Consider the following 12,462-nt stretch of genomic DNA (forward strand, 5'->3'; position numbering starts at 1 on the left):
ACTGATAACGGACCCTACAATCCCGCGCTCATTGTTACTTGATGTAACATTGTTTGATAAAAAACATAAAATTGAGGTTTTGGTCATGAACCAGAAAAACCTGTTTAAAAGATCTGCTCTGGCAGCTGCAGTGGCAATTGTTTCCTCCAACGTTTATGCAGCAGGTTTTCAGTTAAATGAATATACCGCTGCGGGGTTAGGCCGCTCTTTCTCGGGTGAAGGTGCCATCGCTGATACTGCCGCATCCGGCAGCCGTAACCCGGCAACCATGACCATGTTTGATCGTCCCTCTTTCTCAGCGGGTGCGATTTATGTCGACCCGGATGTCAAAGTAACAGGCAACTCGCCGGTTACAGGCAGGAGCACTGATGCGGATAACATTGCGCCGAATCAGTGGGTGCCTAATATCCACTTTATTATGCCACTCAATGATCAATGGGCGGTCGGTGCATCGGCTACGTCAAACTACGGTCTGGCGACTGAGTTCAGCGATAATTATCCGGCTGGCCCGATCGGCGGTGAAACTGACCTTACCACCGTTAACACTAACTTAAGTGTTGCTTACCGTTTGAACCAGCATTTCAGCTTCGGCCTGGGCTTCGATGCCGTTTACGCGAAAGCGAAAATTCGCCGTACTGCCGGTGAACTGGTGCCGATTCAAACCGGCGGTCTGCTGCCTGCGGATACGGAAGCCGCCAAGCTGAAAGGCAATGAGTGGGGTTACGGCTGGAACGCCGGTATCCTGTATGAAGTGGATGATAATAACCGCTACGGCTTCACCTACCGTTCTGAAGTGAAAATTGACTTCGACGGCGAATACCGTAACGGCATTCCGAAAGCGTTAGGCGGAACGGGTGGCCAGACCGTGCCGGGATCCCTGACCCTGAACTTGCCTGAAATGTGGGAATTGTCCGGTTATAACCGCGTGGCACCAAAATGGGCGATTCACTACAGCCTGGCTTACACCAGCTGGAGCCAGTTCCAGGAGCTGAAAGCGACCGGTTCTAACGGCCAGACGCTGTTCCAGAAAGACGAAGGTTATCATGATGCTTACCGCATCGCGTTGGGTACCACCTATTACTACGACGATAACTGGACGTTCCGTACCGGTATCGCCTTCGATGACAGCCCGGTTCCGGCAGATAACCGCACCATTTCTATTCCGGATCAGGACCGCTTCTGGGTTTCCGCCGGTACGACTTACGCCTTCAATAAAGACGCGTCTGTGGATGTGGGTGTCTCCTATATGCATGGTCAGACCGTGAATATCAGTGAGAAAGTCGCTAACGGTGTACCGAATTACGAATACCAGGCCAAAGGGACCGCCATGCTGTACGGCGCGAACTTTAACTACAGCTTCTGATGAACTGAGTGATACGCCTGATATGAAAAAAGCGCCGGAAGGCGCTTTTTTTGTGTGTCCGGAACGGTTATTCCGAGTCGATATCTTTCAGGTCGCCCTGAATCAGTGCCGCGTTCGGATTTTCCTGTGGCGTCAGCTGACCGCCTCTTGCCAGGAAATCATGACGCTGGAAGTAAGCCTCACGTATAAACAGATACGGATCCGAAGAGTTACGGATCAGGCCATCAGAATCGAGCAGTTCCGCACGGGTTTCCACCCCTTCCAGTACCCATTTACCGGCTGACATCCAGAAGGTCAGATAGCTGAGCATCGGATACAAATCATCAACCAGGTCGCCACCTTCGTCACGGACGGTCGCGCTGCCGTAACCTGGCAGAACCACATACGGACCGTAGCCGACGCCGTAATGACCCAGTGTGCTGCCGAAGCCCTGCGCCTCTTCACGCGCCAGTTTCGGGTTCGCCATTCCGGCAACATCGATCAGACCGCCCATCCCTAAAATCGTGTTCAGGAAGAAGCGGTTGAAGTGGATTGCCGCACGGTACGGATCACCTTTCAGCAGGGAGTTAACCATGCTGGCCGGTTCATCCAGATTGCTCAGGAAGTTACTGGTGCCGTTACGCGCCGGTTGTGGCACATAATCACGCCAGGCTACCGCCACAGGCCGCACCAGGTACGGATCCATATAGTTATAGTTGAAATCGAACATCACCCGGTTGAAACCTTCGAGCGGATCAGAACGTCCCTGCTGTTCGCTGTCCGATGATCCGGACGTGCCGGCACAACCGACCAGTAAAACTGTTGCAAACGCCAGCCCAGTCAGGCGTAAGTTCATGGATATCTCCCTGTTTTTGATCGTCGGTTCCTTATTATGGAACCTGCTGATTAATGTCGATGCTGACCTGGCCTTTACCGGCAAAATCGGTCAGCGGGCTGTCGCCGTACCAGTCACCTGAGGCTGGCGTTGCCAGACCATCTTGTGAAATACGAACGCGTACTTTTAATTGATGCAGCGAAGAAAGCAAGCGTTCCGGCATCATTGCGTTGCTGTCATCGACGGTGGCCGTCAGCGGGAAGCGGCTGAGCGGCAGTTTTTTCACCGCAACCGGCACCGGACTGCTGCCGTCAGTCACTGAAATAAAGACCGTGCCATTTTGCGAAAGTTTCTGCTGAGCCTCAGCAGAAAGCGTGACATTTACCGTCAGTTTAACCTGATCCAGACCGGCTTTCTGTTTTGCCTGCGCAATGCTGGCGTTAACCATCTCCAGGCGTTTGTCACCGGCAGGCAGGATTTTCTGCATAACTTCCCACGCACCAATGGCTTGCGGATAATGCCCCTGTTCATATTCATTATAGGCCAGCAGACTTAACACACGCAGATCACCCTGAGACTTTTCCAGCATACTGCGTAAAAGATTTCCGCCGGTAAGGTTATCCTGCGGATCAGACGAACGGGTTAATACTTCGGCATAACCGAGTTTGACTGACATATCGTCTGGTGCAAGCTGATAGGCATGGGCGTAGGCCTGTGTGGCAGTAGCGGCATTATTGAGCGCCATTCCGACACGGCCAAGCATCACCCAGTCCCGGATATTATCCGGATTTGCCTGCAAATCAGTACGCAATCCGAGCCCTAAATCCTGTACATCCATGGCGGTCAGTGGCACACCGTGATCATCGGCAATCCGCTGACGCAAATCGGGCATACGCTGCATCACCTGATTCCATGCACTGACCTGCCCCAGACCACCGGCATACAGATACACACCCAACGTGATGATCACCAGCAAGATGCCGCCCGGCACCAGCGTCCAGCGTCCAATCGGCTGCATGGCGACGGGCATCTGCCCGGCGGGAATATCCGTCAGTAAGTTTTCCTGTAATTCCTGAATATGCGCCGGGCGCTCGTCGACCACGCCCTGCGCTTCGTCTTCTTCCAGTTCACTCAGGCGATGATGGTAAAATGCTTTGTTCAGCGCATCGCGGGAAGTCTGTTCTGCGCGGTCGCCACGGATAACCGGCACGATAAACAGCGCCAGTGCGATAACCAGCATCACCACAATGCACAGCCAAAAAATGCTCATGATCCTTTCCCGTCACTGTCTTTAAGTAACTGCGCCAGGCGCTGTCTCTCTTGTTCTGACATAGATATGGTTGTGTGTTCAGTGCGCGCAATACCACGGCGGGAACGCATAAAAATCATGCCTGCGCCAATAACGATGACCAGCACCGGCCCGAGCCACAAAATAAAGGTAGAGGGCGTGACCGGCGGTTCGTAAGTGACGAAATTGCCGTAACGCGCCACCATATACGCGACGATTTGCTGTTTGTTCTGCCCTTCGTTCAGTAACTGAAATACCTTGGTGCGCATATCGGCGGCGATAATCGAATCCGAAGCGGCAATATTAGTGTTCTGACATTTCGGGCAACGCAGCTGCGCCGTTATTTCGCGGTAAGCCTGTTCCTGCTCCGGCGATTTGAACTGATACGTGTCGATGGCAGCGAATGCGCTGACACTCAGCAGCATGCCCAGCAGCAACGCGGGCAGCGAGGAAATCAGTTTCATGGGTGACCTCCGTATTTTTTGTACAGCGGCAACACCTCGGTCTGCCAGACCTTTTCGTTTAAGTCACCGGCGTGGCGATAGCGGATAATGCCCTGCCCGTCGATCAGGAAAGTTTCCGGCGCACCATATACGCCCAGATCCAACCCCAGCATGCCGTCGCCGTCATACAGGCTGAGCATGTAAGGATTCCCCAGCGTATTGAGCCAGGTTACCGCTTTCTGCCGGTCATCTTTATAATTGAGTCCGACCACACGTACACCTTTTGCTGCCAGCGAATTCAGATATTGATGCTCAGCCCGGCAGGTCGGACACCACGTCGCCCAGACGTTAAGCAGCATCGGTTTACCGTCACGCAGCACCGACTGATCGTAGGTTTTTCCCGCCTGCGCCAGTGATTCCAGTTTGAATACCGGCACCGGTTTGCCGATCAGAGCCGATTCCAGCAGCGTCGGATCATCACCGTTTGCATTGCGGGTCAGTTGCACCAGAAAAGCCGCAGCCAGTGCCAGAAACAGGATCAACGGAATAAAGAGAAGTTTCCGGTTCATGCTTCTTCCGCCTCCGCCAGACCCTGCTTCCTGAGTTTTTTACTCATGCGATAACGCGGGTCAAGAATACACAACACCCCACCGGCCGCCATAAACAGGCCGCCCAGCCAGATCCAGCGGACAAAAGGTTTGTAGTACAACCGTACCGCCCACGAACCGTCGTCCAGTTCTTCGCCGAGCGCCGCATACAGGTCGCGCGCCAGATTGCCGTCGATCGCCGCCTCAGTCATCATACTGCGCGCCACGCTGTAGAAGCGTTTTTCCGCATGCAGCGTAGTGATTTTTTTGCCGTTCTGCGTGACATCAATGTTCGCCTCACCGCCGGTATAGTTCGGTCCGGTGATGTCACGGACATCGCGGAAAATAAAGTGATAATCATGAATATCCACGGTATCACCGGACTTCATGCGCACATCACGTTCAACGCTGTAATTCTGGCTGAAGGCGATGCCGATCACCGTCACCGCGACCCCGAGGTGCCCGAGCACCATCCCCCAGTGGCTGCGGGAAAGTTTGGTCAGACCGCGCCAGAACGAGTGACGGTGCGTGGCACGCTCGTGCAGTTCCATCAGCGTCAGCACAATGACCCACACCGACATCAGCATACCCACTACGGTCATGCCGACGATTTTATCCTGCAACAGCCACGGCAGAAGAATTGACAGCACCAGCGTCACCACCAGCGCCACGCCCAGACGACGCCACAGTTTGCTCGGCTCATCGCGACGCCAGCGCACCAGCGGGCCAATACCTAACAGCAGCGCCAGCGGTGCCATCAGCCAGGTAAACATGGTGTTGAAGAAGGGTTCGCCGATAGAAATACTGCCCAGCCCAAGCTGTTTGTGGATAAGCGGCAGCAGCGTACCGAGCAGCACCACCAGCATCGCCGCCACCAGCAGAACGTTATTGCCGAGCAAATAACTCTCCCGGGAATGCAGTTCGTGACGGCCCGGCGCGCGCACCGAATTCCCTTTGAAAGCGTACAGCAGCAGCGAGCCACCGATCACAATCACTAAGTAAGCCAGGATAAACATGCCGCGTGCCGGATCAGAGGCAAACGAGTGAACCGAGACCAACACACCGGAGCGCACCAGGAATGTGCCCAGCAGACACAGCGAGAAGGCGGTGATGGCCAGCAGCACCGTCCAGGCTTTGAAGGTCCCGCGCTTTTCGGTAACGGCGAGCGAGTGGATCAGCGCCGTACCTGCCAGCCACGGCATAAAGGAAGCATTTTCAACCGGGTCCCAGAACCACCAGCCGCCCCAGCCTAATTCGTAATACGCCCATGCCGAACCGAGCACAATACCGATGGTCAGAAATACCCACGCGGCTTGTGTCCACGGCCGCGACCAGCGTGCCCAGGCGGTATCCAGACGCCCCGCCATCAGCGACGCTATCGCGAAAGCAAACGCCACGGAGAAACCGACATACCCCATGTACAGCAATGGCGGATGGAAAATCAGCCCGATATCCTGCAGCACCGGATTCAGGTCGCTGCCGTCGACAGGGAAATTCGGCAGCGAGCGGATGAACGGGTTGGACGTCAGCAGAATAAACAGCAGGAACCCGCCGGTGATCATGCCCATCACCGCCAGCACGCGCGCCACGGCATCCTGCGGCATCCGGCGGCTGAACAGCGCCACGGCAAGCGTCCAGCAACTGAGTAATAACACCCACAGCAGCAGCGACCCTTCGTGCGCCCCCCAGGTAGCTGCCACGCGGTAATACACCGGCAGGCGGGTATTGGAATTATTGGCAACATAGGCGACGGTGAAATCGTTCACCACAAACGCATGCACCAGAATAATAAAGGCCAGCGCAATGCAGGCGAACATGCCGTAAGACAACGGACGCGCCATCGCCATCATCCGGCTGTCCTGACGGGCCGCGCCCCACTGCGGATAAATACTCAGTAACACCGCCAGACCTAATGCCAGACAGAGTGCAAATGTTCCCAGTTCCGGCATCATGAACGGTCGTTTCCTTTATTGTTACCCACGTAGGCCGAAGCAGGCCCTTTGTGATTTTCTTTCATGGCGTCGGCAACTTCCGGCGGCACATATTTTTCATCGTGTTTCGCCAGCACCTGGATAGCATTCACCACATTCCCCGGTTCCATCACGCCCTGCGCCACCACACCCTGCCCTTCACGGAACAGGTCGGGAAGGATGCCGTTATAGGTCACAGCAATCGCTCCCCGTGCGTCATAAATTTTAAAGCTAACCTGCAAACTTTTCGGGTCACGCTTCACTGAGCCGGGCATCACCATACCGCCGATACGCAGGCGCTGGCCCACCGTCGGCATCTCGTGATCTTCGCCTTTGCCCTGCAAGATTTCACTGGGTGTATAAAACAAATCAATGTTGGAGCGAAGCGCATACATCACCAGTGAAATGCTCAGACCAAGGCCCAACAGCACCACCAGCGCCAGCGACAGACGCTTTTTACGACGTGGATTCACAATAACTTCTCCCCGGAAGCGTCCGGTTCCAGCGGTGACGTCTGTGCGCCTGGCTGTTTTTTAGACTGGGACTGACTAATGCGTTTTTCGCGCGCCTGGCGTCGACGGACTTCGCCGAGGATTTGCCGGTGCTGAATAAAGGTATGCGCCACCAGCACAATCAGCGAGAGCAGCGTCGCGGCGACCGACAGCCAGACATAAAAGGCATAGCCGCCCATCGCAAAAAAATCATGCCAGCTTGAGAATGCAGGGCTCATCCGCGACGCTCCTTATTCACCAGGCCAGCCACCCACGGACGCAGGCGTTCCTGAACCAGAATCAGGTTACGTAAACGCATCAACGTCAGGGTAATAAAGAAGAACAGATAACCGAAAATCGCCCAGCGCAGCGGATAACGCATACTCGGGTCGATGGTTTGCTGCATGTCGGTGGACCCCTGATGCAGCGTGTTCCACCACTCTACGGAGTAATGAATAATGGGAATGTTCACCACGCCGACCAGGACCAGAATACCGGCGGCACGCCCGGCCAGACGACGGTCGTCAAAGGCGTTATACAGCGCAATGACACCCAGATACAGGAACAGCAACACCAGTTCGGAGGTCAGGCGCGCATCCCACACCCACCATGTGCCCCACATCGGTTTGCCCCATGCCGAGCCGGTCACCAGGGCAATAAACGTGAATACAGCCCCGACCGGCGCCATTGCCGCCACCGCCAGGTCGGACATTTTCATCTGCCACACCAGGCCGATAAACGCCGCGATCGCCATCCCGCTGTAAATCCCCATTGACCAGATAGCCGCCGGGACATGGATATACATAATCCGGTAACTGTTACCTTGCTGGTAATCCGGTGGTGCATAGCCAAAACCCCATACCCAGCCAATCAGCAGGCAGGCAAGACCTAAAATCCCAAGCCAGGGGATGAACCGCCCGCAGACGTGGTAAAGCCGTTCAGGCCTTGCGAGTTGATGTAACCATTTCCACATTGTTATCGTTGCTCACTCTAAAATGTCACTGTGTGATATGCCGTGGAACCTCGGTGGGCTCTTGCGCGGTCGGTTATAAATCATCCGCACTTATTATTGGCCTCTCTATTGTTCACTATAGAGAAGTGTGATGTTAGTCAAAGGTTGCGTTTTTTCTTCTCTATTGTAACGACACGTAAAATAATGCTGTGCTATCGCCTTTTACCGGCAAAAAGTGTCAGTGGATACTTACTCTCAAAGCGGCAGCTGTCGCAAAAGGCGCTAATGTCGCACTGCCTGCCAGCATCGCACCGAGAATGGCCAGATAACCGCCGACGGGCATCGCCATTGATGCGGCATCAATCGCGCCGGTGGCGAAAATCAGCACCGGAATATACAGCGGCAATACCAGCAGACTGAGCAGAACACCGCCTTTGCGCAGCCCGACGGTCAGCGCCACACCAATCGCGCCAATAAAGCTCAGCGTCGGCGTGCCCAGTAAAATCGTCAGCGCAACGGCTTGCCAGGTTTCAAAATCCAGTGAGAGCAGCAGCGCAATCAGCGGCGAGAGGATCAGTAACGGCAATCCTGTTACCACCCAGTGAGCACATACTTTCCCCAGAACCGTGAGTGCCAGCGGCGAAGGCAACAAAAGAAGCTGTTCGAGCGTGCCGTCCAGGTAGTCATCGCGGAACAATCGCTCCAGCGCCAGCAGGGAGGACAACAACGCGGCGACCCAGACAATGCCGGGTGCAATACGCGCCAGCAGTTTAGGCTCAGGGCCGATCCCTAACGGGAACAGCGTAATCACAATCAGGAAAAACCACAGCGGGTTAATAATTTCAGCGCTTTTGCGAAAGGCAATTTTCAGCTCGCGGCGCAGGACTTTCGTAAACATTCCTTTTGTATCCCCTTCGCGTCACACCGGCTCAGCACTGGTCAGACGAAGTTTCCGCACGTGGCGGTTAACACCCTGTAAATCCTGGTGCGTTGTCAGCAACACCATCCCGCCCTGCTGCGCATGCTGTTCAAACAGCGTAATCAGGGTAGCAACGCCTTGTTTATCAATGGCGGTCAGCGGCTCATCGAGGATCCATAACGGCGCATCACTCAGCCACAGACGCGCCAGTGCGACGCGGCGTTGCTGTCCGGCGGACATCTGCGCCACCGTCACATCTTCATAACCCAGCAATCCGACGTTTTCCAATGCCTGATAAATCGCTTCTGCGCTGGCGTTACCTTTGACCGTCGGGCCATTCACGGACAGATAGAAAGCAAGGTTTTCAAACGCAGTAAGTACTGACTTTACACCGGGCTGATGACCGAGATAGAGAAGCTGCTGATGGAAAATATCGCGCTGACGGCGGGTACTTACGCCCTGCCAGCGGACTTCACCGGCGTCCGGAGAGGACAATCCGGCAAGGATCCGCAGTAAACTGGTTTTACCGGCACCGTTGCGGCCTTCGATCTGCACCATATCACCCGGTTCGATAGTAAAACTTAAGCCGCTAAACAGGGTTCTTTCATCACGAACACAGCTCAGATTAAAGGCTTCAAACATGGTGATGTCTCTTATTTTTCACAAGTGCGTATCATATCACAGGCACCCGATGAGCCGCAGCTCAGGGAGGCGCAGTTTACAAGCTTGAAAACCCTGAAATCCAGCAAACATCTTCTCAATGTTCCATAGGGTTCATGGGTTAACGCTTTGTAACTTTTTTGTATACCTGCTCATAATTTCTCTGCCTCGCCTATGCTTACTCAGGAACCTATCTGCAATTACTTTGCTTGAGTTTTGGGGAATCATAATGGCCGGAGAAAAACAGCATCACGATGACAAGGATGTTGACAGCGACGAACATACGCAGGGAAAAGAAATCGAGACCGGCGAAGAGAACCTGCCGTCAAAAGCGGCAGCGGTTCACGAAGTTATCCGCATGGAAGGAGAAAAAGAGCTTGAGCGCGACGGACAGGCATTGCTGTGGTCAGCGGTTGCCGCCGGATTGTCGATCAGCGCCTCGCTGATGGCGAAAGGTATTCTTCATGCCCGTCTGCCCGATACACCGGAACGCTTCTTCATTGAGAACATCGGTTATACCGTCGGGTTCATTATCGTGATCATGGCGCGTCAGCAGTTATTCACCGAAAACACGGTGACTGCTGTTTTACCTATTATGCAAAAACCGACAGGCAGAAACATTCTGCTGCTGCTGCGTTTATGGGGCATCGTGCTGGCAGGTAATGTCATCGGCGGCGGACTGGCGGCGCTGGTGTTTCATCTGGTGCCCTTTTTCGACACGGCGACCGACGAAGCGTTTCGCACCATCAGTATGGAGATCATGAAGAAAGACCCCCAGGGCATGTTTGTCGGCGGCATGGTGTCCGGCTGGCTGATTGCCACCATGGTCTGGATGATCCCCTCCGCCGGTACCGCCAAATTGTGGGTAATCATGCTGATGACCTATATGGTGGCGATCGGCGACCTGACGCACATCGTCGTCGGCTCGGTTGAAATCCTGTATCTGGTATTCTCCGGCGCCATCCCCTGGTACGAATTTATCTGGCCGTTCGCCCTGCCGACGCTGGCTGGCAACATCTTCGGCGGCACCTTTATCTTCGCGCTGATAAGCCACGCGCAGATCCGTAACGACATGAGTAATCAGAAGAAAGCCGAAGCGAAAAAAGAGGAACAGGAAACCGCCAGAAAAGAGGCCGCAAAACCCTGACTGGCGAGGAAACAACCAAACGACAGCTTGGTATCTTATTATTACCAGAAAAATGGGTATACTACGCGGGCGCTTTCCACAGGCGCCCGTGTCTCCTTAGTTAAACGGATATAACAAGCCCCTCCTAAGGGCTAGTTACAGGTTCGATTCCTGTAGGGGACACCATTTCAATGTCTACAAACGTCCACTCAAGTCAATTTTATTCTCTAAATCAGTAAGTTAACCCCATCACTTCGTCTACCAAATTCCAATAACTTTTATCAACATCCTGCACATTTTGTTGGTATAACAGTTGGTATGGTAAGTTCGATAATGCAGATACCATCAGTATGGGAGGTTTTCTATGGCACTCACTGAGGTAAAAGTCAGGAACGCTAAACCTGCTGAGAAGCCGATAAAGCTGACTGATGGTGGTGGTATGCACCTTCTGATTCAGCCCAGCGGTTCGAAATATTGGCGTCTGCAATACCGTTTTGCCGGTAAACAAAAAATGTTGGCGTTAGGTGTTTATCCTGAAATCTCTCTTGCCACTGCACGCCTTAGAAGAGACGAAGCAAGAAAACTAATCGCAAACAACATAGATCCTGGTGAGAAGCGAAAATCTGAAAAGGTTGAAGAAAAAGGTTTGCTCACATTCGAAACGGTTGCCAGAGAGTGGCATTCGAGCAACAGGACATGGTCTGATAGTCACAGGACAACTGTCCTAAACAGCTTAATTTCACACTTGTTTCCTGTGATAGGCAAACGGAACATCACTGAACTCAAAACCCGCGATTTGTTACTCCCATTAAAAAAAGCCGAGGCAGCAGGACACCTCGAGCTTGCAGCCCGACTACAACAAAGAATTACAGCAATCATGCGGTATGCTGTCCACAATGCATTGATCGACCAAAATCCTGCATATGACCTTGCTGGAGCTGTTACCACAGCAAAAAGCACTCATCGCCCTGCCCTTCCCCTTGAACAACTTCCAGACCTTCTTAAACGGATTAAATCTTATAAAGGCAAAGGCATCACTAAAATAGCAGTTCAATTGACTCTGCTGACTTTCATCCGTTCAAGCGAGTTAAGATTTGCTCGTTGGTCCGAAGTGAATTTCAAAAACGGGATATGGACGATTCCTGGAGAACGTCAAGAATTAGAAGGGGTTAAGTATTCTGGCAGAGGTTCTAAAATGAAAACACCTCACATTGTGCCATTGAGCAAACAAGCCAAAACCGTACTCGAAAAACTTCATAGTATCAGTGGCGATAAAGATCTTATGTTCATAGGGTTTAGTCGTGATGACAAACCAATCAGTGAAAATACTATTAACAAGGCACTTCGCGCTATGGGCTACGATACGAAAAAGGAAGTGTGTGGGCATGGTTTTCGAACAATGGCATGTAGTGCTTTGATTGAGTCAGGGTTGTGGTCAAGAGATGCTGTTGAGCGTCAAATGAGCCATCAAGAACGAAACTCCGTTCGAGCTGCATACATCCACAAAGCAGAACATCTCGAAGAAAGGAAACTTATGCTCCAATGGTGGGCTGACTACCTTGAAGCATGTAAAGAGAGAGAACTGACTCCTTTTTCATTCTCAAATAAAGCTGGAGTTTGGAGTGCCAAAGAAGCATTCGAAAAGTCCTCAGAGTGAGGAAAGAAAATGTCTACCGGAACGAGTGCTCTCCAGATGAAATGGTAGGTTGAGTATGTGGAAACGGCATCCTTTGGAAGCTCACAATCAGTGTTGTTGGCAAGTTTTCCTAAGTAGAAGGGTATGCTGATTAAAAATCTTAAATTGCTCTCATAATTGAGCTTTCTCACAGTTATGAACAAGATAGTGAAT

At 52.9% G+C, this 12,462-nt stretch carries 13 protein-coding genes and 1 tRNA gene; 4 read left to right on the forward strand and 10 right to left on the reverse strand.

The genetic code is table 11. The features are described from left to right. The first annotated feature begins 85 nt into the window (after positions 1-85). Positions 86-1,363, forward strand: a complete 1,278-nt coding sequence (gene fadL / locus J1785_RS25445) for a long-chain fatty acid transporter FadL (protein ID WP_129952281.1) — start codon at positions 86-88, stop codon at positions 1,361-1,363. A 67-nt stretch (positions 1,364-1,430) separates the two neighbouring features. On the opposite strand, the gene mlaA is transcribed toward fadL, so the two are convergent. The 10 genes from mlaA to ccmA form a co-directional block, all read right to left on the reverse strand. After that, the gene (mlaA, locus tag J1785_RS25450; protein WP_129952280.1) at positions 1,431-2,198 is read right to left on the reverse strand and encodes a phospholipid-binding lipoprotein MlaA; all 768 of its coding nucleotides are present in this window, start codon (positions 2,196-2,198) and stop codon (positions 1,431-1,433) included. A gap of 34 nt (positions 2,199-2,232) precedes the next feature. After that, complete coding sequence (gene ccmI, locus J1785_RS25455; protein WP_217220995.1) at positions 2,233-3,447, reverse strand: c-type cytochrome biogenesis protein CcmI; 1,215 nt, start codon at positions 3,445-3,447, stop codon at positions 2,233-2,235. Beyond that, positions 3,444-3,929, reverse strand: a complete 486-nt coding sequence (locus tag J1785_RS25460; protein ID WP_129952278.1) for a cytochrome c-type biogenesis protein — start codon at positions 3,927-3,929, stop codon at positions 3,444-3,446. The genes ccmI and J1785_RS25460 overlap by 4 nt, the downstream gene beginning before the upstream one ends. Continuing rightward, the gene (locus J1785_RS25465; RefSeq protein WP_217220996.1) at positions 3,926-4,477 is read right to left on the reverse strand and encodes a DsbE family thiol:disulfide interchange protein; all 552 of its coding nucleotides are present in this window, start codon (positions 4,475-4,477) and stop codon (positions 3,926-3,928) included. Before J1785_RS25465 ends, J1785_RS25460 begins: the two co-directional genes overlap by 4 nt. Then, complete coding sequence (locus J1785_RS25470; RefSeq protein WP_129952276.1) at positions 4,474-6,447, reverse strand: heme lyase CcmF/NrfE family subunit; 1,974 nt, start codon at positions 6,445-6,447, stop codon at positions 4,474-4,476. The genes J1785_RS25465 and J1785_RS25470 overlap by 4 nt, the downstream gene beginning before the upstream one ends. Next, on the reverse strand, positions 6,444-6,938 hold the full coding sequence (ccmE, locus tag J1785_RS25475) for a cytochrome c maturation protein CcmE (RefSeq protein ID WP_217220997.1): 495 nt from the start codon (positions 6,936-6,938) through the stop codon (positions 6,444-6,446). Before ccmE ends, J1785_RS25470 begins: the two co-directional genes overlap by 4 nt. Further along, complete coding sequence (gene ccmD, locus J1785_RS25480; protein ID WP_129952274.1) at positions 6,935-7,195, reverse strand: heme exporter protein CcmD; 261 nt, start codon at positions 7,193-7,195, stop codon at positions 6,935-6,937. Before ccmD ends, ccmE begins: the two co-directional genes overlap by 4 nt. Continuing rightward, positions 7,192-7,929, reverse strand: coding sequence for a heme ABC transporter permease (locus J1785_RS25485; RefSeq protein WP_129952273.1), 738 nt, complete (start codon positions 7,927-7,929; stop codon positions 7,192-7,194). The genes ccmD and J1785_RS25485 overlap by 4 nt, the downstream gene beginning before the upstream one ends. Before the next feature lie 217 nt (positions 7,930-8,146). Beyond that, on the reverse strand, positions 8,147-8,806 hold the full coding sequence (ccmB, locus tag J1785_RS25490; protein ID WP_129952272.1) for a heme exporter protein CcmB: 660 nt from the start codon (positions 8,804-8,806) through the stop codon (positions 8,147-8,149). Between the two features lie 21 nt (positions 8,807-8,827). Further along, positions 8,828-9,469 (reverse strand): cytochrome c biogenesis heme-transporting ATPase CcmA, encoded by a 642-nt coding sequence (ccmA, locus tag J1785_RS25495; RefSeq protein WP_217139010.1) that lies wholly within the window; start codon positions 9,467-9,469, stop codon positions 8,828-8,830. A gap of 247 nt (positions 9,470-9,716) precedes the next feature. Between ccmA and J1785_RS25500 the strand changes: the two genes are divergently transcribed. The 3 genes from J1785_RS25500 (at position 9,717) to J1785_RS25510 (ending at position 12,270) form a co-directional block, all read left to right on the forward strand. Continuing rightward, on the forward strand, positions 9,717-10,634 hold the full coding sequence (locus J1785_RS25500; RefSeq protein ID WP_129952270.1) for a formate/nitrite transporter family protein: 918 nt from the start codon (positions 9,717-9,719) through the stop codon (positions 10,632-10,634). Positions 10,635-10,724: 90 nt separating this feature from the next. Continuing rightward, a tRNA-Arg gene (locus tag J1785_RS25505) sits at positions 10,725-10,799 on the forward strand. 178 nt (positions 10,800-10,977) lie between these two features. Continuing rightward, entirely contained in the window at positions 10,978-12,270 is a 1,293-nt protein-coding gene (locus tag J1785_RS25510; protein WP_217220998.1) for a tyrosine-type recombinase/integrase, read from the forward strand. Positions 12,271-12,462 lie beyond the last annotated feature (192 nt).

Source organism: Rahnella perminowiae (assembly GCF_019049755.1).
GTDB lineage: Bacteria > Pseudomonadota > Gammaproteobacteria > Enterobacterales > Enterobacteriaceae > Rahnella > Rahnella perminowiae.